This window comes from Pontibacillus marinus BH030004 = DSM 16465 (assembly GCF_000425225.1).
In the GTDB taxonomy this organism is placed as follows: Bacteria; Bacillota; Bacilli; order Bacillales; family BH030062; genus Pontibacillus; species Pontibacillus marinus.
In genome coordinates, this window is record NZ_AULJ01000041.1 from 29,546 (window position 1) to 53,870 (window position 24,325).

Here is a 24,325-nt window from a genome sequence, read left to right on the forward strand (position 1 = left end):
TTTATGTATCCAAAAAGTTTCACACTTAATTACTATAAAATATTTTCCTTTATTTGAATAGGGAAAAATCACCATTTGGTAACTTTATACACCTAATTTCACCACTTTGGGAATAATATAGGCGTTGAATCGCTATGGGATTCAACGCCTTATAGAAATCCTTATATTACATTAAAAATGGTTTACTTCTTTTAACGATTTAAAAGATGTTAAATTGTCTTTCTCCAAAAAACGAACAAATAATTTCGAAAGTACTGGATATAAAGTAACCATAAAGATGATATTTCCAACTGCATGATACGTATCATACATAAGACCACTTAAGTAATAAGCCCAGAAATGGTTTCCAATTGTCCCATAGGTTAGTGACATAACTAAACCGTAACCATACCCTGCAAAAGCACTGAACAATGCTAAAACCCAAATAGGAATTGATTTACGATACTTACCAATAAGACCACTAATCAATCCAATGATCCCCCAACATAGTATTTGAGGTAGTGTCCATATTCCCATTCCTAGTACTAGGTTAGATAATATTGTAGATAAAACAGCTAAAATAACCCCTTCAACTGGCCCTAACCATATTCCACAAATGATGACTAAGGTGCTTACTGGTTGAACATTTGGTAGATAGAATAGACTAGAAAATAATATCCTTCCTACTGTAGCCAGAGCGGCTAGCATAGCCAGTAAAGTTAGTTTTTGCGTTTTCACACGATCACTCCCAGCTGTGCATATCCCACACTACTTTATCACCTGGCTCTAGTTCGTATTCCTTCGCTCCTACTTGTGCTTCTTTTCCATTTACAGTGTAAAACCAAGCCATTTTCTCGCTTTGTTCAGCTTTTACACCTTCAATTGTGGTGATAAATCCTCCACCACTTGCTGCTTTAATGTCGAAGTTATTTTTCATAACCTCCATAACAGAAGTACCTTCTTTAATTTCGACTTCCTTTTCAGCAATAACTTTTTCTCCATTGTTTTGAGATACAGTTACTTGAACAACTTCCTGATTTTCTTCTTGTTTCGCTTCATTGTTGTTCTCATTACTTGTTGTCGGTGACTCTTCTCCACCACACGCTACTAGTGCTCCTAGCATAAATAAACTCACGATCAACACACGTAACATTTGTTTCATCTTCATCCAACCTCTCCTATAAAATTTAGTGGTTTCATTGCCTATTGGAGAGGATCAGACGTTGGACGTCCAGGAATCCTAAAAGAAAAAGCTTTTCCCGCTATGGAGAAAAGCTTTTTGAGTACGACAGTTATTCCATGATCATTTATATTAAAATATTCATGTTATATCCCGGTCGTCTCAAACGCTCAATCCTCGAAGCTTTGAAACGCTAGATTCAGGCAGGTCTACTGACTTGTGTATCACCCTACTCCGGGCCCTTCCCATACGGCTTGCCGCACAGTGGAACTCCCTTTCGTACACACTTACAGTTGCGAGGACAGTTCTGGCTTTTAACCAGATTCCCTTTTAAGCTCAAATATCGTCTGAGCACCTTCATCCTACATATTGTGTTTTCATTAAATATATTAGCATACCTTACCATCGAAGCAAAGGTACATTTGTGCAAATTTGTTTCATAGGGAACAAGATTGTTCGCCAAATCCGGCTATCTTTCGCTATATTTTGGGATTTTAAACATGAAAGTCGTCCCTTCATCCACTTTACTGTGAACGGAGATAATCCCTTTGTGTGCTTCTACAATATTTTTCGCAATAGCTAACCCAAGGCCTGTTCCCGATTTACCTTCTTCTCTTTTTCTAGATTTGTCACCTTTATAAAAACGCTCAAAAACAAAAGGAAGATCTTCTTCTGCAATTCCAGCTCCGAAGTCTGTAACAGCAAACTGAATATACTCTTCAAGACTCTCAATTGAAACGGATACATCTCCGTTTGATTCTGTATGTCGAATTCCATTATCAATTAAATTTGTAAGGACTTGTTCAATTCGATCTGGATCCATAAGCGTAGATTCGACATTATCTGCAATGTTTAGAGACAAATTTACATCATGTTGGTCAGCCATACCTTGAAACTTCTTTGTGATCCTTTCGACAAAGTCTGGTATATAAACCGATTCTTGATTTAATTGAATATGTCCTGCTTCCATTCGAGCAAGGTCCAACAACTCATTAACCAATCGTCCCATTCTTAGGGATTCATCATAAATGATCTGAGCAAGTTCATTTTTATCTTCTGGACTTTCTGCTACATCATCTACAATCGCTTCACTATACCCTTGTAACATAGAAATGGGTGTACGTAATTCATGAGATACATTGGCTATGAAGTCTTTACGAAGCTTGTCCAATCTTCGCTCCTCTGTCATATCCCTAAGCACAGCAACTGCACCACGAACAAAAGAGCGGTCGTAAAGCGGGGTCATAATAACAACCCAACTACGCCCTTGAATATTTAGTTCAGTCATTACTTCTTTTTCTAAAGAAATGACCTCTTGCAACATTTTCTGCAGTTCCTCAGGTAATTCTTTTCCTTGAGAATAACCATAATTTTCGTAATGCCATGCCTCAATGAATTGTTCAGCAGGCGGATTGGTAACAAGCATATTACCATTTCGGTTCAATGTAATAACGCCATCTGCCATAGATCGCAAAATACCCGATAACTGCTCTTTCTCTTGATTAAGTGCATTAATATGGAACTTTAATTGTCGACCCATACGATTAAATGCCATAGCTAATTCTCCGATTTCATCATGAGTTAAAATCGGAACTTTTGTATTAAATTCGCCCCTTGCTAACTCAAATGCCCCTTCTCTCATCTTACGAAGTGGCGCAGTAATCCTAGTTGATAAGAAGAAAGCAAATATAGTAGTTAAAATAATAGCTATGCCAGCACCTAATAATATAATCTTAGTCGTCTGTGAAGTGGTTTTTTCAACAAACTTCAATGATTGGTAAACATACACAGCTCCACCGTCTCGCTGAAGAGGGTGACCCACAATCATGATGTTGGTATTCGTAGTAGGTACAACTTCTTCCTGTTTAATTGATTCACGTTGTGTTAACACTTGCGATAATAATTCATGATGAAATATCCATTTCACTGGTACATTTGGAATCGAATCATTAAATCTGTCCGATTCCCAATAATCATCCTGATCAAAGGCAATGACTACACGACTAGATGGATCAATAACTTGCTCCGCGATGGACTGAGCTAACTCACGGTCTTCATGTTCTTCTACAATAGTGGAAATCTTTTTAGCTGACTGCATTAACTCTTGTTCAGCTTGAAAGACATGGTAATTTTCAAAGAACTCAAGTAACAGTACAGTTAATATAAATAAAACAAAGGATACTAGAAGTAAAATGGTAAACCATAGCTTACCAACGACACTCCGCCAAAACATTAGTCACCCACAACCTCAAATTTATATCCAACACCCCATACAGTTACGATCATTTTCGCTGCATCTTTTGATACCTTGCTTAACTTTTCCCGTAAACGTTTTACGTGTGTATCGACTGTACGTAGATCTCCGAAAAATTCATATTGCCATACTTCCTTAAGAAGTTCCTCACGGTCAAAGACTTTATCAGGAGATTGTGCCAAGAATAGTAATAATTCATATTCCTTTGGTGTCAAACTTACATTCTTACCATCTGCTAAAACACGATGGGCATCATTGTCTATTGTAAGATGTTCAAACTCAATAACATCTTTAGCTGCTGTTTCTGTTTGTAAGAATTTCGTTGAGGAAGAACGACGTAGGAGTGCTTTCACACGTAGTACGACTTCTCTTGGACTAAATGGCTTAACGATATAGTCATCTGTACCAACCTCAAACCCTTGGACACGGTTAGATTCTTCTCCTTTAGCCGTAAGCATAATAACTGGAGTAGCCTTCTTTTCACGTAACTCTTTACAAACCTCAATTCCATCTATACCAGGTAACATTAAATCTAATAAAATTACATCAAAATCTTCTTCTAATGCGATTTTTAAAGCTTCTTCTCCATCTTCCGCCTCTGTTACTTCAAATGCTTCTCTTTCAAGATACATTTTAATTAATCGGCGAATACGTTCCTCATCATCAACTACTAAAATTTTTGATCCCTGTTCCATGTCAGAGCTCCCCCTTTTGCTTATTCATTCTTAATGTGTAAAAAAGGCTACAAATCTAACGATTCGCAGCCTCTTTATTGTAATTCTAGGCATAAGAGTGTAATCCTGCAATAATTAGATTTACTGCAATCAGGTTAAACATAATGATTGCAAACCCAATCACGGCCAACCAGGCTGATCGCTCTCCATGCCAACCGTTGGAAAGTCGCAAGTGTAAAAACCAGGCATAAAACAACCAAGTAATTAAAGCCCAGACTTCTTTAGGATCCCAACCCCAAAACCGGTTCCAAGCTTGTTGAGCCCAGATCATCGCAAAGATTAGAGCACCAAGCGTAAATACTGGGAAACCAATTGCAACTGCACGGTAAGATACTTCATCAACAAGGTCTGGATTAACACGATGTAGGGCAGGTTGAATCCAAGCCGCTACTCTCTTACGTAAAATAAGTAATGTGAGACCATACAGCGCTAAGCCTGTCACGATTGACCAAACAAGTGTGTTTAACTTTCTAGCTGCTTGCTCACCTTTCAACCAACTCGGAACCTCTACCAATGGTTTCATTGCCCCTTCGGTAAGTTGCTTATTGTCATGAGGTCCGAATAAAGGAGGTAAAGTGTATTCCGATTGTACTGTAATTTCCTTACCATTATTATCAGTAGCTTGAAATTCAAACACATTTTCATATCCACCTGCACGAAAGGCCATCGTAATAAGAACAAATCCTATCGTCGCATAAAGTGTATAAATAATGAATTCTAACCAAAACGTTTTCTTATTCAGTGAGGATTGATCAATTGTGCGTATTAAGTAAATAAGACCTGCAGCAAAGCTGACAGCTAAAATCGCTTCACCTATCGCTGCTGTTGTAACGTGAATGTATAGCCAATGTGTTTTAAGCGCTGGTATTAAAGGTGAAATTTCTCTTGGAAACATCGATGCATATGCAATAATTAATAATGCCACAGGCAATGTGAATAGCCCTAGCAAGTTAAACCGGTAGATAAAGTAAATGACAATAAACGCAAATACAAACATCATACCGAAGAAGGTAGTAAACTCAAATAAGTTACTTACAGGTGCGTGTTGGCTTGCAATCCACCTTGTAATAAAATATCCTACCTGTGAGATAAAGCCTATAATGGTAATCGCAATACCGATGTTACCGGCCTTTGATTGCTTAGTGGCTTTTTCTTGTTCTTTAATTGTTGCGGCAAAAAAGACCGTTGCAATTAAATAAAGGACAAAGGCAGTGTATAACAAATAACTGCTTATTGTACTTAGTTCCATTCCTATTCCTCCTTAACCTCCTTTATCAAGTCGGTTATTCTTTACGTTCAAGCTGATCATTAGGCTCAGGAATATTTGTCCCAGCAATAACTTGTTGGATATCTCGTTTTAATCCATACCAGTTTTTGTTCGTGTGTCCTGCTATCCATAAGCCATTTTCACGAGGTTGCACCCAAATACGTCGATGATTCCAATACATTCCTTGAATCACACCAATCATAAAGATGAACCCACCTATACCAAGTATCGGTAGAGTGAGGTCTTTAGTAATGGTTAAACCTGTAACATCTCGCATTTCAACATTTGTTATCCCAAGCTTATAGTCATTTGACTCAGATGGATCAATGTTAAACCCTACTCCTAACATGCTTACTTCAGGATCATTTGGATTTTCAGGTGTATAAATATTAAATACTAAAGCTGGATTTCTAGGATACTTCGACTCTGTAATCGGTTCACCATTCTCCATTTTAAATTCAGGATAATATTTATCTAGAACAACTCGATAGCCATTATCAAGCTTATATTCTTGTTTAGGATCAATGAGATCCACTGTGATCTCACCAAGTGACTCTTCGTTTGGATCGTCTTTTTCGTGTAACTTAAATGACATCGATTTAAATTCATTTAATTGATAAGTTGTTTGATAGAGAGCGAATCCATCGATCTTTAATGGTCGGTTTACTTGAATAGATCCTTCTTTCACCTTTTCTAGCTCAGGTTGTGCACCTGGAAGCGAATCATCGGTACGTTGATAGAGAACGGCATTCGTTTGATAATTTTTCGGTACACTGCCACCTTCTTTTTGAATGGCTTCTTTATATCGTTCATCGTTTTCATCATACATTTCTACAAAGAAATCCTCATTCTTTATGTAGTATTCTCCTTCTGTACCTGGAATCACTTCTGTTTCCCCTTCACGAACCCACAATTGTTCATCTACGTACATTGCAGGTACAAATCGAAGAAGGGCTCCGATTAAGAAGATGATAAGACCAATGTGATTTACATAAGGTCCCCACCTTGAAAACCGTCCTTTTTCTGCTAATAGGTGGCCGTCTTGTTCCATTACTTTAAACCGACGTTCCTTAAGCTGCTTTAAAAGAGTTTCTTTCTCTTCATCTGTAACATGTTCAGCTTCTCCAAAGACGCGTTGACGCTTTAGAAAGGACTCGTGTCTTACTGGTTTCTGTTTCTTCAAAGCTCTATATAAAGGGACTACTCGATCAATACTACAAATAACTAGAGAAATTCCAATTGAAGCAATTAGCAACATATACCACCAGGAACCATATAGATCATGGAATCCAAGTTGGTAATAGATTTTCCCAGCTAATCCATAGTTCACTTCGTAATACTCATCGGCAGGCAGAGAAGATTGGTTATTCATCTCTTGAGGGAAAATGGTTCCTAAAGACGAAGCCAATAATGTTATGGCAATCAACCATACGCCCACTTTAACGGATGAAAAGAAATTCCATATTTTATCTACGAACGATTTATTATAGGTTTGCGAACGGCGGGCACTTCCATCATAACGCATGTTTAGAAGCTTATTATGTTTATTACCATCGATATGTTGGTTTTGTTCCACAGGCTTCCCGCATGATTCACACAGCACAGTACCCTCAGGATTTATGTGTCCGCATTCACACTTAATTTTGTTCATTGCGTTACCCTCTCAATCTTCTAGGTGCGCTTAAGATTCTGGTACGATCTCTTTTAAATGACCTTCTAATTTATCAAGTGTCAAGCCACCAACGACTTTTTTGACAACTTCGCCATCCTCATTAATGAAAAATGTAGCTGGTAAGTATCCCACTCCATAGGCGTCATTCACTTGATACGTTTTATCATGAAGAATTGGAAATGTCAGTCCATACTCGTTTAAGAAATCTTCTATAACTAGTCGACTATCATCTAAACTAACCGCAACGATCTCCACACCTTTTTCTTTATACTCAGGGTACAACTCTTGCATATATGGCATCTCTTTTTTACAAGGCGGACACCAAGTACCCCAGAAGTTTAACATAACACCTTTACCTTCTAATTCCCCCAGTGACATAGTCTCTTGTTCCATATTTACTGTTTTCAATTGAAAGTTAGGTGCTTGATCTCCTTCTTGAATGACTTCTTGATCATCCTTGGTTAATGTGGAGTACAATGCAAAGACCGTTGCAGCAGCAAGTACAATCAATACAATAACCCGGAAGATAAGCCTATTTTTCTTTTTGTTTTTATTAGCCATGCTTGTCACTCCCCCTGGTCATTATATCATTGAAAACGGTTTGAAAATTTGAAAGTTTAGTTAACATTTTCACTCGCAGCCTTTTTTAACATCTTAACTTCATATGGAGTTAGCTCTCGACTTTCTCCTGGCTGAAGCCCTTGAGTCGTTAAAAAGGCATATCGTTCACGTTTTAATTTAGAAACCGGATATCCCATTGCCTCAAACATTCTGCGGATTTGACGGTTTTTTCCTTCATGTAGGATCATTTGAACGATCGCTGTTCCTTTTTTTCGATCGGTAGATAAAATTTTCGTGTGAACAGCTTTCAGAAATTCCCCATCAACTTCGATCCCTTTTTTCAATTCATGTAGTTCTTCTTTAGTTGGAATACCTTTTAACTTCGCCACATATACTTTATCAATACCATGTTTCGGGTGCATAAGAGATTGTGCAAATTCACCATCATTGGTAAGAATAATGAGTCCTGATGTATCATAATCCAGTCGGCCAACAGGATAGATACGTTGTGTTACTTGTGGGAAAAAGTCTGTAACGGTTTTACGACCCTTGTCGTCTTCCACACTCGAAATAACTCCACGAGGTTTATAGAGCAAATGATAGACAGGCTCTTCTTTTTCAATTGGAATACCATTTACTACTACTTTTTCGTTAGGACCAACCTTGGTTCCAAGCTCCGTGACAACCTTTCCGTTCACCTTCACTTGACCATCTTGTATGAGCTCTTCAGCTTTTCTCCTTGATGTAAAACCACTATTTGCAATTACTTTTTGTAAACGTTCTCGATTTTCAGACATAAATGAATCTCCTTTTTCGTTCGTATGAATTGGTTTCCCCATATTAACTGGGCGCGTACATTCTTTTTTATTTCCAATAGAAAACACTACTTCCGACCTTTATAGGTTAAAAGTAGTTGTTTCCTGTAACTTACCTCTTTATAACGCTTTGTTTAAAGGCTTATTAAAAAGCACCCTACCTATCTTAACGCTTTTATTAACCAAAAACAATTGAGACTACTATGATTGAAGCCATTATACCAATAAAATCAGCTAATAGTCCAACCTTCAAGGCATCTCCCATACGTTTAATTCCTACGGCTCCAAAATAAACAGTTATGATATAAAGAGTAGTGTCTGTACTACCTTGCATCGTAGAAGCCAATCGACCAATAAACGAATCTGGACCATGTGTTGATATAAGTTCAGTTGTCATTCCCAAGGCTGCTGTACCAGAAATCGGACGAACCATAGCTAATGGTACAATATCACTTGGGATCCCTATCATACTCAGAATAGGATTTAGCATAGAAACAAAAGCTTCCATTGCACCAGATGCACGAAAAATGGCAATCGACACCATCATCCCTAATAAAAAAGGAAGAAGGGATATCGCCATTTGTACCCCTTCCTTACCACCTTCGACAAACGTCTCGTAAGTCGGAACTTTCTTCCAGGTCCCTACTAGTAACACAAGTAAAATAATGCAAGGAATTAGCCACGTACTTATGGTAGTAACAATACTCATGATTCATTCCTCCGTGTACGAATGATGTGAAAAATACGGTCAACGATTATGGCTCCCAAAGTTGATATAAGTGTAGCAATTATCGTAGTACCTACAATTTCAGTCGGTGAAATGGAATCGTATTTCATTCGAATAGCAATAACAGTCGTCGGAATTAACGTAACACTCGACGTATTTATAGCTAAAAATGTAATCATAGATCGACTAGCACGATCCGAACCACTTAATTTCTTCATCTGTTCCATTGCCTTTATGCCCATTGGTGTAGCTGCATTGCCAAGCCCAAAGAGGTTTGCAGATATGTTGGATAAAATATAACCCATAGCTGGATGATCAGGTGGGATGTCAGGGAAAAGACGTTTTATAAAAGGTCTAAATATTTTCGACATCCCCTCAAGTAAACCAGAGGCTTCTGCAATCTTCATTAGACCAAGCCAGAAAACTAATACACTAATCAGTCCAATGGATAACATAACGGCATCATCAGCACTTTTAAAAAGTGCTTCGTTGACATCTTCCATGGTCCCATTGATCATGGCATAAAAAATACCGATTGCTGCCATCGCCACCCATATGAGGTTAACCATTTAATAGGCTCCTGCCATTGATTTGATGACCTGAATAAGTTGATCAAAATAGGATCGATCCTTCTCTTCAGGAGATGCCATGATCGAAACGGCCTCAATCTGTTCTCCATTGACAGTATATATGGCTTTTCCAACTATTGATGAAAGAGGTGATAATCCGCCTGTATTTGTTGTTATAACTCTTTCAGATAATTGACCTACCTCTTCTTTTGTAAGAGGAACTCGAACATCTTCCCATAAATACCCCATTGTTTCCTCATCACCTGAGTCCAGGTCGTATTTGCCCTCTTTACGAATTTCTTTCATATCATACTCTTTAAATCCCCATTCAAATGAATGACTATGGTCATTCCAATCATCCGGTCCATTCAGCGTTACCATTATAAGTTCCATATCATCTTTTTTAGCCGTTGTAACTAATGTACGACCAGCGGTTTTCGTATATCCTGTCTTCCCACCTGTACAGTATTCATAGTATTTCGTTAGCAATTTATTTTTGTTGCCCCAAGCGTAAACCCTTGAGTCTGCTTTATAAGTAGTTGTTCCAGAGATTTTTCGAAATAAGTCATTTTGCATTGCATAACGCATTAGAAGTGCCATATCATAAGCTGTGGAATAATGTCCTTCCTGGTCTAATCCATGAGGGTTGGCAAAGTTCGTATTGGTCATACCGATCCAATCAGCTTTTTCATTCATTAAATGAACAAAGCCCTCGACACTTCCTCCCACCTTTTCAGCAATCGCGATTGCTGAATCATTTCCAGAACGTAGCATGAGCCCATACACTAAATCTTTTAGTAACATCTTCTCTCCTTGTTCGAGGTAGATGGATGAGCCCTCTGTATAAACAGCTTTTCGTGAAGCAGTAGCTTTTTTATCTAAATTACCAGATTCAATTGCAACAATCGCAGTCATTATTTTAGTGATACTTGCTATATTTCGTTTTTCATGCGCTCTCTTTTCCATCAAAACTCGTCCCGTTTCTTGTTCCATGAGCACAGCATTACGCGCTGAAACATTCGGCTTAGACGTTGCATAAGCCTGTAACGGGGAGATTAACATGGTTAAGCACAATGTTAGTATTATGATCGACTTTCGTTTCAAGGGTAGTCCTCCCATTCAATATGCTTTGTACATATTTATGCTAGGAGGACAGGCATATGAATGATTTTGATACAAAACGTGTAGATATCCTATTCCACTATAGCCCCCTATTGTTGAAGACTTGGAATCGAGATAAAGTGCGTATGGTTCCGTTGCTTTTGTGCAGATAGGCGGGCTGTGGAACGGGTTGCTTTCCTGCGGACGAAGCGCCGAGCCTCCTCATTCGCAAGCTCTCTGCGGGGTCTCGTCACTCCGTTCTTCCGCTGGAGTCAACCCGCTCCACATCCCACCTTTGCCGAATGGTGACTAACGGAACCGCTCATGACAAGGGTCTGAGCAACTTCTCTGAATATGATTTCCAATCAATTTGAGATGGGAAAGTCCAAATTATGGTCCGTTAGTCTCTATAAACGCGTGGAGGGAAGGAAACGGCAAACTGTCGTGGTAACAAAGGGAAGACGAGACCCCGCAGGCACGAGGAGGCTCGGCTTTTCTTCCACAACAGGCTTGCCGTTTCACTGACCGGAACAAATTACTCAACAGCAACGGACTTCTCCCAACCAATATCTCGGAATCAAGTCTTCAACAATCCTGCCAGATTGTTGAACAACATTTACCCCTTATAATATAAAAGGAAGAAATCAGTTATGATTTCTTCCTCCAAAAAGCTTTTTCTAATATAAAGTCCAAGTCACATTTTTAACCTCATTAAATCGTTTCGAAACATCGTCCCAATTCACAATATTCCACCAGTTGTTCACGTATTCACCGCGCTTGGTTTGATATTGCAAATAGTAAGCATGCTCCCACACATCTAATACGAGTAATGGTACAACATCCCATAAGGAGAACATTTGATGTTTTTCAACCGTTTGGATAGCAAGCCTTCCAGAACGCATTTCCCAAACAAGAATGGCCCAACCAACACCTTCTACAGATTTAGCCGCTTCAGTAAATTCTTTCTTAAAGGCTTGAAAACTTCCAAAATCGTTATCAATTTGCTTGAGTAATGGTCCTTTTGGCTTTCCTCCACCATTCGGCTTCATATTAAACCAAAAGATCGTGTGCAGAAAATGACCAGAACCATTAAATGCTTGTTGCCTCATCCAATGTTTAATGAGGTCTGCATCTCCACTTTGACGAATTTCTTGAAGCTTCTTCTCAGCTTTATTCAACCCATCTACATAACTTTTGTGATGAATATCATGATGAAGACGCATGATTTCCTCTGAAATATATGGTTCTAAAGCATTGTACGGATAAGGGAGTGGTGGGAGTTTATGTTCACCCACTGCCACAGAACTTTTTTGTCTTTCTTGATCGTAATATTCTTCTAAATTGTAGATTAACTCTTTCCCTTGTTGTTGTAATTGAACAATTTCAGAATCAGTTACATCATCTTGCTCCAGAACTTTCTTAATGTCTTTTTTCCAAGCATTCATTTTCTTGTTCCATTCTTTCTGGTTCTCCTCACTCATATGAGTATCATTCACTTTTTGCTCAACTTCTTCGGCCCAATTAAGAAGAGATTTTAGATATTGTTGTTTGGATTTATGCATACAATCACCTCGACCTATCGTATGCCTAACGCCTAGAAAAAGTGAAAAGCTCTCCATTAGGATGGAGAGCTTTTTCTTTGGTAATTTGTTTCATAATAAGCCAAGTCCTCACGAAGTTGTTGAAACCCATTTTCCAAAGAATGGATTAGTGTTTCAAATGAGTCTGGTGGTGTATGATGATACGTAATTGTATCTTTTCCTGTATAAGCAGCACGACTATTTTCGTACCAAATATCTCCCTTAGGTGAGAAAAATTCCATAATGCATTGATGATATATGCCATATAAGGTTTTTTCTGCTGCATGCTTTCGAAATACTTCTGACTTGAGGATTACATGAACTGCATCATGTGCCTCATCACAAAAAACTTCTAATCGCCTAAGTGCCTTCAAAAGAGAAGAGTAGTAATCCTCATTCCCACTACCTTCTTCTTTTAGCATTTGATCTAGACAATGTTGGTCTAAGTAAGAACTAATTCGTTGTACCGAGTTGTTTAAAACCGTTCTTACGTCTTCTAACTGAGATTGAACCATTTGATTATTCATGAGAGGGCCTCCCAAAATAATGAGCTTGCGCTGTTACCAAAATGAGTAGATACTCTTATGATGTCATAAACTCAAGTGTTGATTCTAAGTCATATGGTTTTCCATCAGCCAATTTCATGCAAACTTGTTGTAATTTATCCCATTTAAGATCTTTAAACATTTCATCGAATTCGTCTTGTTGATTGATATATACCCTCTTTCTATGTTTAAAACCAGGTTTTTTTATAAGTGCAACCAGCCCCACTATATCTTTTAAGTCAAATGTTTGATCACCAAAAGACATAATTGGATTTGTATCAAAAGGAGTAAATGAAGAAAGATCTTCCTCAAAATACCTTACATAAAGTACACGTAACTCATGTTCATTTCCCTTATCTACGTATTTAATAGTAGATTCATTAAAAAAATCTTCAGGAGAATTCTTTTTCTCTTTTTCTAACTCTTTACCTTTACATTGTAGCAATTGCATGAGAATGTTCCCCCTTTCTAATTACATCTTATATTATCATAATACTAATGTAATTTCTGATGATTCTGACAAAATGTAAGAATTCTTGAATTACATAAGGAAGGGTATAGAAAAACACTCGCCAAGTGACGAGTGTTTTTTGACTGATCAATCTGATTGTTCTTCTTCCATTCCCTGAAACGTCTCAAAGAATAAGTCTGCTTCATCCTCTACATCGCCTTGCTCGACAGCTTCAGGTAAGGGAGGAAGTTCTTCAATAGACGTTAAGCCAAAATACGTTAAGAAGTCTGTAGTAGTCCCGTAAAGAATTGGTCTCCCAGCACCTTCTCTTCTTCCACGCTCTTCAATCAAATTACGTGTAACCAATGTTTGAATGGGACGCTCACTCTTCACACCACGTACTTCCTCTACTTCTGTACGAGTAATAGGTTGTTGATATGCAATAATCGCCAAGGTTTCAAGTGCTGCTTGAGACAGTCGAGATGCATGCGGTGATTCCACTAAGCGCTGGAAATACGGAGCATGTTCGGGTTTGGTAGTCAAATGAAAGTAAGCTTTTGACTGCATAATCGCAATACCACGACTCTCATGGTCATAATCATATTTTAATTCATCTAATACCAGTTCAACTGTTTCATCATCTAAATCCATTACATCAGCGATTTGTTTTTTAGTCATGCCTTCATCGCCGGATGCAAAAAGTAATCCTTCCACTATAGCTTTATATTTCTGTACTTCCATGTTACTCCTCCATCTTATACACCACTAGTTCTTCAAAATGACTAGATTGTTCACATAATATTTTTCTACTTTTCATAAGTTCTAAGATTGCTATAAAGGTTACTACAATATGCGGTCTCGTAGGTACTGGGAAAAGATTATAGAAACTAATTCCATTTTTATGGTTTTCAATTTCCGTCATGATTTCGTCCATTCGATCTTGAATGGGGATTTCTTGTCTTTGCACTCTTGTCTCAAGGGGCTGTTCTAACTTTTTACGCTTAAAAAGTTTTTGCATAGCACCGATCATATCATATATTGTGACATCACCTTGTGTTGTTATAGGTTTTTCTTCCCCTTGATACTCATCTAAGCTTTTGGGTGGTCGTGTATAGATTTGATTTGCTTCTAATTCACGTTCTTTTAAACCATCTGCCGCTTCCTTATATTTTCGATATTCAATAAGTCTTCTCATTAGCTCTTCACGAGGATCTTCTTCCTCGTACTCTTCATCTTCAAGATCGAGATCTTGATTCGGAAGAAGCATTTGACTTTTCATAGCCAGTAAAGTCGCTGCCATCACAAGATATTCGCTTGCGACATCTAGCTCTAACTGTTGCATCGTATGTATATAAGATACATATTGCTCTGTGATCTCTGCAACAGGAATATCATAAATATCAATTTCATACCGATTGATTAAGTGTAATAGCAAGTCTAACGGGCCTTCAAAGGCGTCTATTTTAACCGTATAACGATCGTTCATAGGCTATTCCTTTCTAACATCTAATTAAATATTCAAATTACATTACAAACGCCCATACGTCAAATGCACCGCCGTCATAAAGTAATACTGTAAGATAAATGTTATCAAAAAAACATTTATCCGTTAACAGAAAAAAGGAGGAATTCATAATGAGTGGATACGGATACGGCGGAGGTTTCGCGTTAATCGTAGTGTTGTTCATTTTACTAATTATCGTAGGGGCTAGCTGGTTGTACTAGAACCTCATTTCACGCGTTAAGCTGTCAAGCTTAACGCGTTTTCCATTTCATTTGTACATAGTATATGTAATAAGTTCTGGCTTTGACTTACAGCTTTTCATATATGATACACTGATATCAAAAAGAGTTAAGGAGCTAATCCCATGTATGATCAAGCATATATCGACTATCTCGCTCATTTTCACGGAACAAGAGATTACTTTGAGTGTCACGAACTACTAGAAGAGCGTTGGAAAGAAGAAACGCCTTTAGATAAACAATCCTTGTGGGTTGGACTCATTCAACTATCAGTTTCCCTTTATCATTATCGAAGAGGAAATACATCAGGAGCTCTTCGAACATTGGCAAAAGCGAATGATATCATTCAATCCAAACAAGATCACTTAGATTCTTATGGTCTCGACCAAAAACGTACGCTTAGCTTATTAGAAACGTTAGAGAATAAGATTAACAAGGGTGAAGATTATCAAAGCATAGAGCTCCCTATCATTCACGATCAACTCCTGTCCCTTGTTAAGAAACGCTGCGAAGAATTAGGCTCTTCATATGGAGTGCCTAGTGACATTGAAAATGAACATTTAATTCACCGTCACTCTATGCGTGATAGAACAGAGGTTATTGAAGAGCGAGAAGCAGAACTACGTAAACGAAAAGAAAAGAAGAATTAAGCAAACAAAAGCCAGTTCCTCGTTCTAGCAGGAACTGGCTTCCTTTTTGTACAAAGAATTAATCGCATTGCTCAACAAATTCTTCCGTTACTTTATTCGCACAAATAGTATATTCATTTTGAAGCTCACTTCTTAATGCTTCTACCATCTTTTTTCCTATTCCTTGATTTCGATGGGAAGGATTAACTGTGATGTGTTGGATGACTGCTTGTGATTCATCAAACTTAACTCCAACAGCTCCTAAAATATCTTCCTCTTTCCATAAATATAATTGCCAGCTATCATTTGTCTCATACTCTTTAATAGTACTAAGAAGTTTTTTAACATCCTTTTCCTCAGGCATGAAAGACAAGAGCCCCATGGCAATTTTTTCAAAGCTTTTTTTATATCGAATTAACATAATTACCCCTCATTAAGAAAATAACTTTCCTAGCATCGATAATAGAAAGATCCCAGCTACAGTAATTATTAACCAGAATAGTTTTTTCTCTTGTTTATCGCTTTTCATTCACCGACACCTTCTCAAGTTTAATATTCATGTGTCTCTCTATTTATGACGTAATACCTAGAAATTGTCAATGATTTAATACGTAAGCGTAAATGGCATGTTCTAAAAAGTCACAGCTATTATATTGCATGATTTTATTTCAGGACAAATATCATCCAATAGATAATACCCCAGACCATACTTAGGCCTAATAATATGGCAAACAGAGTCCAATTTTTCTTCTTCATTGTAGTCACTCCTCCCTTATTATAACGACAATGCGTAAATATGCAAGTGGTATCCTAGTTGCTAGATAAGGGAAGGGATACTAAGCAGGTTTATTGAAAAAACGGGCTATTACAGCTTCTATGATCGTATAACCATCAGATTTTTTATCTTTCACTTTATAAGGGATTAAATTAATAAATGCTAACCAACCGTTGAAAAGCATTAGAGTAAAAAGAAAGTTTGTTTGAATTGTAAGAAACCCCCACCAGCTTAACCAAAAGGCAGCCATGCTAAATAAAGGACCACCTAACGATATCATTATTTTATCCATATATGTAAATGCTTCCTCACTAGAATAACTAGCAAATGCTCCTATAAAAAAGAACAAAGATATATGTACATGAATCCTCCCCATTTGAAACGAGAAGATTTCTTTACCCCTCCCAATTCCAATATGAATGGAAGAAACGTTCCGAATAAAAGCAAAAAAGCCGTGTCCTAGCTCATGCAAAAACAAGCCTAGAGGTACAATTATAAAGAGTAAGAGGAGCCACCCAACAATCATCTGATCACCTTTCTAAGCAACAAAAAGGAAGAGTGAGTCATTAGACTCACTCCTCTATTATCGTTACTTTTTGCATGACATCTCCAGGACGTACACGGTCCACAATTTCTACACCTTCTACAACCTGTCCAAAGACAGTGTGTCGGCCGTCAAGGTGTGGTTGAGGGGAATGACAAATAAAGAACTGACTTCCGCCTGTATCTTTACCAGCGTGTGCCATAGATAGTGTTCCTCTTTGGTGCTTATGAGGATTTCCTTCGGTTTCACATTTAATCGTATAGCCAGGACCACCTGCTCCTGTACCATCAGGGCAACCGCCTTGAATAACGAAATCTGGAATTACTCGGTGAAAAGTAAGTCCATTATAAAAGTCAGAGTTTGCTAGCTTTACAAAGTTTTCTACTGTACCTGGTGCAGCATCCTCATATAATTCAAATGTAATCTTTTCTCCATTTTCAAACTCGATGATACCTTTTTTCATTCTTTTCTCCTCCTCTAATACGGCCTTTCGTACGGTAGGTCAAATCGTGTGATATCTTCATACGATTCACGCTGAATCACTAACTGGTGTTCTCCATTCTCAACGAATACAACAGCTGCCTTAGGAAAACGGTTGTAGTGATTGCTCATGGCATATCCATAAGCACCTGTACTAAATGTGGCCAGGATGTCACCACTTTCAACGTGTGGTAACTCCACATCCCATATTAACATATCTCCTGATTCACAGCACTTCCCTGCAATAGAAACTAATTGTTCTCTTGGTGCATTCATCTTATTTGCAACAGCGGCAGCATACCTAGCATGATAAAGAGCTGGACGAAGGTTATCTGTCATACCGCCATCAACAGACACATAAGTCCGTACATTCGGGATATCCTTTATAGCCCCTATAGTATAAAGGGTTAATCCAGCATCCCCTACGATCGCTCTTCCGGGCTCAATCCAAACTTCTGGCATGTCAATTTGCATACTTTCAACTTGTCTTTTCACCTCTGTAACAAGTTCTTCAACATAGGTCGATCTTGGAAGAGGCTCATCTTCATCCGTGTATTGAATTCCGAATCCCCCACCGAGGTTTAAGACTTCAGGAATAAAACCATATTGACTCTTCCAGTTATTTAGAGCTTCAAATAATTTACGAACAGCCATCACAAATCCATGAGTTTCAAAAATTTGAGACCCTATATGACAATGAAGTCCTTTTATATGAATTCTCTCAAGATCCATTAATTGCGTTAGGGCTTGTTCAGCTTGACCATTCCATAAGTCAAACCCAAACTTGGAATCCTCTTGACCTGTCAAAATATAATCATGTGTATGAGCCTCAATTCCTGGTGTTACACGTAAAAGAACATCCATTTCTTTTCCATGTTCTTCGAGTAAACCATTGAGTAAATCAATCTCCCAAAAGTTATCAATGACGATACACCCAATATCCTGTTCAATCGCCATTTCCAATTCTTCTATATTCTTATTATTTCCATGTAGATGAATACGATCTGTTGGAAACTCTGCTTGAATAGCTGTATATAGCTCTCCTCTTGATACAACATCTAAGCTTAGACCTTCCTCCTTTGCAACTTGAAGCATGGCAATAGAGGAAAACGCTTTAGAAGCATAGGCAACTTGGGCTTGTACACCTAACTTTTTAAATGTTTCCACAAAGCTTCGTGCATTTTGTCTGATTCTTTCGACATCATAGACATATAAAGGAGTTCCATATTCATTAGCTAATTGAACGGTATCTACTCCCCCTACAAGTAGATGACCTTTACTGTTGAACTGTTCTCTATTCATGTTAAATCACTCCCCGACCTCTAGAACATAAATGAATTTGACTAAAAGTACATAGAATATATAAATGCAATTTTTTCATTTTAATAAAAGATTATCCTTAAATGTACACTTAAAGAAAACTTGTGCTAAAATTTTATACTTTCTTAACGTGTAAAAAGAAGACAGATTATCTGTCTTCTTTTCCCTTTCACACACTGAAAGATTAAAATAAATTTATCACAACATGCATGGTTATTCAATATTCAATTATGATTGGCGGTGGCGATTTTGCGGATTAACAATACTTGGACGTTTTTTAGATAATGGTACAGATACTCGGAATAGTAGCTGCATACTAGCTCCGAAGTTAAATGGTAGTAAAGGCCATAAATAAGGAGTGTTAAGAGAATTTGTACGAGTTAACAGTAAGATATAAACGGTGAACCCAATCATCAAACCTTTAACGCCAAACAAAGCTGTAATAACAAGCATGATCAATCTGCAAATTTTGTTCGCTACACTTAATTCATAACTAGGCGTAGAAAAAGCACCGATGGCACTGATCGCAACATATAAAATAACTTCTGGTATAAACAAACCAACATCGATCGCGATTTGTCCAATCAGTACTGCAGCAATCAGACCCATAGCAGTTGATAACGGCGTAGGGGTGTGAATAGCGGCTATCCTTAGAAACTCAATCCCGAGGTCAGCTATGAGTAACTGGAACACAACAGGAATATTACTCTCTTCTTGCGGTCCAATAAACTGTAAATTTTGCGGAAGTAAAGTAGGATCCATAACCATCAAGAGCCAAAGAGGTAATAAGAAAACCGACATAAATATACCTAAGTAACGGACCCATCTTACAAAAGAACCAACAATAGGGGCTTGTCGAAACTCCTCAGCATGCTGTACATGATGAAAGTATGTTGTAGGTGTAATAATCATACTCGGTGATGTATCTACCATAATTAGGACATGCCCTTCAAATAAATGGGCAGAGGCGACATCAGGACGCTCTGTATAGCGTACTAACGGAAAAGGGTTTTTACCTTGACTCACAATATATTCTTCAACCGTTTTATCTGCCATGGAGAGACCATCGATATCTATGTTTTGAAGTTCTTCTTTGATTAGCTTAATTAATCCAGGATCAGCTACATCCTTTATATAAGATATACAAATATCTGTTTTGGATCGCTCACCCACTTGAAAGATTTCATGACGAAGTCTTTCATCTCTAATTCTTCTTCTCGTTAAAGCTGTATTTTCGATAATGTTTTCAGTATAACCATCTCGAGAACCACGAACTACTTTCTCAGTATCAGGCTCTTTAGGACTACGACCAGGATAATGACGCGTATCTATTGTTATCGCTTGATCAAATCCATCAATAAAAACGACAATTAGGCCAGAAAGCATTTGTGTGATTGCTTTGTTCATATAGTCTATTTTTTCAACCTGCATATGAACGAGACGATTCTGAATAATGTCATCAATCTTAGATGGATCAGGCTTCTCAACATCATTGATTTTTACAAGGTTCTCAATGATTTGTATGACATAACTTGCATCAACCATACCAGTTAAATAATAAATATCAATGTCTGTACCTAGGATTTGTAGTTTGCGAAAACCTAAATCAAAGGAAACTCCTACCCCTGCATTTTCCTTCATATAGGCTTCTACTGTTTTGATATCTGAAGAGATTGGTTGTTTTTCATTTTTTTCTTTTCGTTCTCTTAATTCACTATTTCCCATTTACATCAGCCCTTTCCAGGATCAGTTCGATCGCTTTTCTTGTAATAGGGGCTCCTTTATCTATATCATCATTTCCACGCATCTTCCCAATATCACCTATAGCTACAATGGTAGGAATATCAAGTTGGTCTAAGCAGTAGACAGTGTCTCCACTTATGCGTCCAATTTCCATTTCAGGGACACCTTCTTTATCCACTCCATTAGGAACGAGTTGCCCTTCTCCATCAATAGCAAAGTCAAAACGTGACCACTCCAATGATCGTGTGTGAGAAGCTACTGCTATCGCACCAATAATTTCAATTTCTGGCTCTTTCGCCAAATCCACAAGAACTTCCTCACCCATCCCCACTCCAGGAACGCCAGCATCATCAAATAATACATAAATTGGCTCTTCATCAGCTCTTTGAATAGCTTTTAACATTTCATCTTTGGTTGCCGTTGTAGGATTTGCAGCTAAGTCGGTAAGACATGTTCCACCAATCCGCTTCGCTAAATAATCAAGTGCATTTCGAGCATATGCATCTCCGTCAGTTATGACGATCACTCTTTTTGATTCCATACAAACCTACCCCTTAGGTTTAAAGATAATGGCTACGAGAAAACCAAATAAGATAGCTGATGCAACACCCACTGATGTAAGGTGAAAAATCCCCATAGCGATACCCATTAGGCCATTTTCATTGGCTTTTTCCATCGCACCGTGCAAGAGTGAATGTCCAAAACTTGTAATGGGTACAGTAGCACCTGCACCTGCAAATTCAATCAGGTTATCATAGATATCAAAACCATCTAATACAGCACCCGCTACAACAAATGAAGACATCACGTGAGCTGGTGTTAGCTTAAATACATCTAATAAGATTTGTCCAATTACGCAAATCCCTCCGCCTACAACGAAAGCCCAGAAATAATCCATTAAACTCCGCCCTCCTCTCGCATTAATACAACCCCATGCGCAATAGTAGGGATAGTTTCTTTTTGTTGTACCATTGTTGGACTCATTAATGCCCCAGTAGCCACAACAAAGATCTTATTGTATCTTCCACTTTCTAATGACTGAATAAGATGACCATATGTGACCACTGCTGAACAAGCACATCCACTACCTCCAGCGAATACTTCCTGATCACTGTTATATACCATTAAGCCACAGTCATTGTGATTAGCATTAATATCGTAATTATCTTCTTTTAACATATCTTTGAGTATGGGACTCCCTACTCCAGAAAGGTCCCCTGTTACAATTAAGTCATAATGATCAGGATCACGCCCTGTGTCCTCAAAGTGTGTCTTTATGGTGTCATAAGCCGCAGGTGCCATGGCTGAGCCCATATCAAAGGGATCTTTTGTACCGTAATCCATAACTTTTCCAATCGAAGCACTTTCAATTCGAATATTCGACTTTTTTCGAGAGACAAGCGCTGCCCCAGCCCCTGTAACGGTTGAGGTCGCAGTTTTTGGTTTTTGCCCCCCGTATTCAGTTGGATAACGAAACTGACGCTCTGCAGTGGCATTATGACTACTGACCGCTGCTACAACATTTTCAGCAAATCCACCGTCAACAAGTGCACTCCCTACAGCTAATGTTTCCATAGATGTAGAACAAGCACCGAACATACATAAGAAAGGGATAGATAGTGACCTTGCTACATAATTGGAAGTTACATTTTGATTTAACAAGTCACCGGCTAAAAATAGGTCGATCTGATCTTTAGATAGGCCCCCTTTTTCAAGACAGGTATGAATAGCTTCCTCCATTAACTTACGCTCTGCAAGTTCCCAGTTATCTTCATCACAATGGAGTTCATCGTGACTTATATCAAACGTGTCTCCTAATGGACCTTCTGCTTCTTTAGGCCCAACTGCTGTCCCAGATGAATTTAAATAGACTGGATTCTCATACATCCATGTCTGCTTACCAACCTTTCTCATAGCTATCCCTCCTTACATAAAAATGGATTGAAATACATATCGGATAATCCCTACTACATAAGCAGCTACAACTCCAAATACAATGACAGACCCAGCCAGCTTAAACATGTTAGTAGCAACACCTAATACAATTCCTTCGCTTCGATGCTCCAATGCTGCACTTGTGATGGAATTCGCAAAACCTGTTACAGGAACTGCTGAACCAGCTCCAGCAAATTGTCCTAGTTTATCGTAAACACCAAAGCCAGTTAGTAAAGCTGAAAGCAGTATTAATGTTGTAACGGTGGGGTTCCCCGCTTCTTTTTCAGTCATATCAAATACATTCATATATATATCTGTAAGCATTTGTCCAAACAAACAAATTAGCCCACCCACTACAAAAGCTTTCAAACAATTTACGATCAAATTAGGTTTGGGCTGATAATTTTTCAATGTATTGTTGTATTGCTTTTGATTAAATTGATCACTCATGATCTTCCACCTCGTCATTTAACAAAAATTATCCACTGGAATAGAGATCCTGAAATTTTCCCTAAAACAATGGCCATTAGAAACCACAATAAACTTTGTTCCATTCCGATCCTTCTTGTTAAAATCGGAAACACATTTAATACTTCTGTCAGTGCTGCAGCTAACATGCCAATAAATACACCATGAAAGGCTCCCCATATTGCTAAAAAGATCACAGGTATTGAAATGGTCATATCATCAAACGACAAAAACGTACCACTTAATACACCAATAACCACAGAAAACTCATATAACTTCGTTGCCTTTGAACTTTTACTCAATTGAACGAGCCTTGGTATAATCCCTAAAACCGTCAAAAAAGCTACAAAACCTGCACCAACTGCAAGCCCACCTGCAAGACCTATAAATGTTTCAAGAATTCGATGTGTCATCTTTGGATTGATCCTTTACCAATTTGTTTTCATGTAAAATGACATATTGATCTAAGTCTTGTTGGTATTTAAACATTTCTACTTCAAGTGGACTGGGCTCTTCATTAATCCGTTTCTTGAACAGGTGATTAAAAAATAAAATCATACCTACTCCTAAGCCAATCGAGTAAGGGACTTGAATCCACAATGGATGCTTAACCTCTTCACCGGTAAGGAGGTAATGGAGTCGCTGTTGCACCTCTTCCATGCTGACATCATAATGAAAATTCATAATCGCCATAGCCGCACCGATATATAGAAGGAGCCAAATAAGGGTTACAAATACCATTGAAGAAGTTTTTTTAGGTTTCTGTATGTTAATGATGGTTTGATTGGGTCCTACTTGTTGAAACTCAAGGTTGGTATATCGTTGGCTTAACTGATGAATGACTCTAAAAACATCAATAATAACAATATTACGATCTTCTTTTTTGATCTCATATAACTCTGTATTCATAAGCTTTTTTCTGATTTCATCTTCTGCTGAAACAAGTGCGATGTCTCCTAGTTTGATGGTTTGATGAAGCTTAGCTTCTACTTTATTTTTTAAACGCAAGTAAACAATTTTCCCCATTTGACACCCCTCCTTGATAGAGAAGTTTAAAATTAGTATGAGTCACCTTGGCTGGTATCATTCGTAATGTGGAGATGTAAAAATTTTGTATTATGAGGAGTGAGCAGGAGAATTCAGAAGAGGAGCTGTTTTGTAACCTTCTTATTCCATAATAGCCCCCTTATCTTGAAGACTTGAAATCGAGATAAAGGGCGTATGGTTCCGTTGCTTTTGTGGAGAGCGGCGGG

29 protein-coding genes and 1 riboswitch are annotated in these 24,325 nt (G+C 38.1%); of the genes, 2 read left to right on the plus strand and 27 right to left on the minus strand.

The genetic code is table 11. The annotated features are described in order from the left end of the window. Positions 1 to 171: 171 nt before the first annotated feature. The 16 genes from H514_RS0109840 to H514_RS0109920 form a co-directional block, all read right to left on the minus strand. Positions 172 to 717, minus strand: a complete 546-nt coding sequence (locus H514_RS0109840; protein WP_027446818.1) for an ECF transporter S component — start codon at positions 715 to 717, stop codon at positions 172 to 174. A 4-nt stretch (positions 718 to 721) separates the two neighbouring features. Beyond that, complete coding sequence (locus tag H514_RS0109845; protein ID WP_051255101.1) at positions 722 to 1,147, minus strand: DUF4430 domain-containing protein; 426 nt, start codon at positions 1,145 to 1,147, stop codon at positions 722 to 724. Positions 1,148 to 1,344: 197 nt separating this feature from the next. Further along, a riboswitch (cobalamin riboswitch) is annotated at positions 1,345 to 1,533 on the minus strand. Positions 1,534 to 1,628: 95 nt separating this feature from the next. Next, positions 1,629 to 3,392, minus strand: coding sequence for an ATP-binding protein (locus H514_RS0109850; protein ID WP_027446820.1), 1,764 nt, complete (start codon positions 3,390 to 3,392; stop codon positions 1,629 to 1,631). Further along, positions 3,392 to 4,108: a response regulator gene (locus tag H514_RS0109855; RefSeq protein WP_027446821.1), complete on the minus strand. Its 717-nt coding sequence runs from the start codon at positions 4,106 to 4,108 to the stop codon at positions 3,392 to 3,394. The genes H514_RS0109850 and H514_RS0109855 overlap by 1 nt, the downstream gene beginning before the upstream one ends. 85 nt (positions 4,109 to 4,193) lie before the next feature. After that, positions 4,194 to 5,396, minus strand: coding sequence for a c-type cytochrome biogenesis protein CcsB (gene ccsB / locus H514_RS0109860; RefSeq protein ID WP_027446822.1), 1,203 nt, complete (start codon positions 5,394 to 5,396; stop codon positions 4,194 to 4,196). 34 nt (positions 5,397 to 5,430) lie between these two features. Next, entirely contained in the window at positions 5,431 to 7,065 is a 1,635-nt protein-coding gene (resB, locus tag H514_RS0109865; RefSeq protein WP_027446823.1) for a cytochrome c biogenesis protein ResB, read from the minus strand. Positions 7,066 to 7,095: 30 nt separating this feature from the next. Continuing rightward, positions 7,096 to 7,647 (minus strand): thiol-disulfide oxidoreductase ResA, encoded by a 552-nt coding sequence (gene resA, locus H514_RS0109870; RefSeq protein WP_036843447.1) that lies wholly within the window; start codon positions 7,645 to 7,647, stop codon positions 7,096 to 7,098. A 56-nt stretch (positions 7,648 to 7,703) separates the two neighbouring features. Beyond that, positions 7,704 to 8,444, minus strand: coding sequence for a pseudouridine synthase (locus H514_RS0109875; RefSeq protein ID WP_027446825.1), 741 nt, complete (start codon positions 8,442 to 8,444; stop codon positions 7,704 to 7,706). A gap of 196 nt (positions 8,445 to 8,640) precedes the next feature. Then, complete coding sequence (locus H514_RS0109880) at positions 8,641 to 9,171, minus strand: spore maturation protein (protein ID WP_027446826.1); 531 nt, start codon at positions 9,169 to 9,171, stop codon at positions 8,641 to 8,643. Beyond that, on the minus strand, positions 9,168 to 9,758 hold the full coding sequence (locus tag H514_RS0109885; RefSeq protein ID WP_027446827.1) for a nucleoside recognition domain-containing protein: 591 nt from the start codon (positions 9,756 to 9,758) through the stop codon (positions 9,168 to 9,170). The genes H514_RS0109880 and H514_RS0109885 overlap by 4 nt, the downstream gene beginning before the upstream one ends. Beyond that, positions 9,759 to 10,862 (minus strand): D-alanyl-D-alanine carboxypeptidase family protein, encoded by a 1,104-nt coding sequence (locus H514_RS0109890; protein WP_027446828.1) that lies wholly within the window; start codon positions 10,860 to 10,862, stop codon positions 9,759 to 9,761. It abuts the gene before it with no gap. 674 nt (positions 10,863 to 11,536) lie between these two features. Further along, positions 11,537 to 12,421: a superoxide dismutase gene (locus H514_RS0109900; RefSeq protein WP_027446829.1), complete on the minus strand. Its 885-nt coding sequence runs from the start codon at positions 12,419 to 12,421 to the stop codon at positions 11,537 to 11,539. A gap of 56 nt (positions 12,422 to 12,477) precedes the next feature. Beyond that, positions 12,478 to 12,966, minus strand: a complete 489-nt coding sequence (locus tag H514_RS0109905) for a DUF3907 family protein (RefSeq protein ID WP_027446830.1) — start codon at positions 12,964 to 12,966, stop codon at positions 12,478 to 12,480. Between the two features lie 55 nt (positions 12,967 to 13,021). Beyond that, positions 13,022 to 13,435, minus strand: a complete 414-nt coding sequence (locus H514_RS0109910; RefSeq protein ID WP_027446831.1) for a hypothetical protein — start codon at positions 13,433 to 13,435, stop codon at positions 13,022 to 13,024. 147 nt (positions 13,436 to 13,582) lie between these two features. Further along, a complete protein-coding gene (gene scpB, locus H514_RS0109915) occupies positions 13,583 to 14,176 on the minus strand; it encodes an SMC-Scp complex subunit ScpB (protein WP_027446832.1) in 594 nt (197 codons plus the stop codon). Between the two features lies 1 nt (position 14,177). Then, complete coding sequence (locus tag H514_RS0109920) at positions 14,178 to 14,921, minus strand: segregation/condensation protein A (RefSeq protein WP_027446833.1); 744 nt, start codon at positions 14,919 to 14,921, stop codon at positions 14,178 to 14,180. 149 nt (positions 14,922 to 15,070) lie between these two features. Here H514_RS0109920 and H514_RS24315 point away from each other — a divergent pair, with 149 nt between their 5' ends. Both H514_RS24315 and H514_RS0109930 read left to right on the plus strand, forming a co-directional pair. Continuing rightward, positions 15,071 to 15,160 carry a YjcZ family sporulation protein gene (locus H514_RS24315; protein WP_084103087.1) on the plus strand — a complete coding sequence of 30 codons (90 nt, stop codon included), beginning with the start codon at positions 15,071 to 15,073 and terminating at the stop codon, positions 15,158 to 15,160. Between the two features lie 143 nt (positions 15,161 to 15,303). Continuing rightward, on the plus strand, positions 15,304 to 15,828 hold the full coding sequence (locus tag H514_RS0109930; protein WP_027446834.1) for a DUF309 domain-containing protein: 525 nt from the start codon (positions 15,304 to 15,306) through the stop codon (positions 15,826 to 15,828). 58 nt (positions 15,829 to 15,886) lie between these two features. Here the strand turns inward: H514_RS0109930 and H514_RS0109935 are convergent, their stop codons facing one another. The 11 genes from H514_RS0109935 to H514_RS0109995 all read right to left on the minus strand — a co-directional run bounded on the left by H514_RS0109935 (position 15,887) and on the right by H514_RS0109995 (position 24,098). Continuing rightward, positions 15,887 to 16,228, minus strand: coding sequence for a GNAT family N-acetyltransferase (locus tag H514_RS0109935; RefSeq protein ID WP_027446835.1), 342 nt, complete (start codon positions 16,226 to 16,228; stop codon positions 15,887 to 15,889). Between the two features lie 415 nt (positions 16,229 to 16,643). Next, the gene (locus tag H514_RS25375) at positions 16,644 to 17,108 is read right to left on the minus strand and encodes a site-2 protease family protein (RefSeq protein WP_027446836.1); all 465 of its coding nucleotides are present in this window, start codon (positions 17,106 to 17,108) and stop codon (positions 16,644 to 16,646) included. A 46-nt stretch (positions 17,109 to 17,154) separates the two neighbouring features. Beyond that, a complete protein-coding gene (locus H514_RS0109955; protein WP_027446837.1) occupies positions 17,155 to 17,589 on the minus strand; it encodes a peptidylprolyl isomerase in 435 nt (144 codons plus the stop codon). A 14-nt stretch (positions 17,590 to 17,603) separates the two neighbouring features. Then, a complete protein-coding gene (gene lysA, locus H514_RS0109960) occupies positions 17,604 to 18,908 on the minus strand; it encodes a diaminopimelate decarboxylase (protein WP_027446838.1) in 1,305 nt (434 codons plus the stop codon). Between the two features lie 246 nt (positions 18,909 to 19,154). Beyond that, positions 19,155 to 20,651, minus strand: coding sequence for a spore germination protein (locus tag H514_RS0109965; protein ID WP_051255102.1), 1,497 nt, complete (start codon positions 20,649 to 20,651; stop codon positions 19,155 to 19,157). Continuing rightward, positions 20,641 to 21,210, minus strand: coding sequence for a stage V sporulation protein SpoVABEA (locus tag H514_RS0109970; RefSeq protein WP_027446840.1), 570 nt, complete (start codon positions 21,208 to 21,210; stop codon positions 20,641 to 20,643). Before H514_RS0109970 ends, H514_RS0109965 begins: the two co-directional genes overlap by 11 nt. Before the next feature lie 6 nt (positions 21,211 to 21,216). Further along, the gene (gene spoVAE, locus H514_RS0109975; RefSeq protein WP_027446841.1) at positions 21,217 to 21,567 is read right to left on the minus strand and encodes a stage V sporulation protein AE; all 351 of its coding nucleotides are present in this window, start codon (positions 21,565 to 21,567) and stop codon (positions 21,217 to 21,219) included. Then, complete coding sequence (gene spoVAD, locus H514_RS0109980) at positions 21,567 to 22,583, minus strand: stage V sporulation protein AD (protein ID WP_027446842.1); 1,017 nt, start codon at positions 22,581 to 22,583, stop codon at positions 21,567 to 21,569. Before spoVAD ends, spoVAE begins: the two co-directional genes overlap by 1 nt. A gap of 12 nt (positions 22,584 to 22,595) precedes the next feature. Next, positions 22,596 to 23,054 (minus strand): stage V sporulation protein AC, encoded by a 459-nt coding sequence (gene spoVAC / locus H514_RS0109985; protein ID WP_027446843.1) that lies wholly within the window; start codon positions 23,052 to 23,054, stop codon positions 22,596 to 22,598. Positions 23,055 to 23,068: 14 nt separating this feature from the next. Continuing rightward, complete coding sequence (locus tag H514_RS0109990; RefSeq protein ID WP_027446844.1) at positions 23,069 to 23,485, minus strand: stage V sporulation protein AB; 417 nt, start codon at positions 23,483 to 23,485, stop codon at positions 23,069 to 23,071. Further along, on the minus strand, positions 23,466 to 24,098 hold the full coding sequence (locus tag H514_RS0109995) for a stage V sporulation protein AA (RefSeq protein ID WP_027446845.1): 633 nt from the start codon (positions 24,096 to 24,098) through the stop codon (positions 23,466 to 23,468). Before H514_RS0109995 ends, H514_RS0109990 begins: the two co-directional genes overlap by 20 nt. Positions 24,099 to 24,325 lie beyond the last annotated feature (227 nt).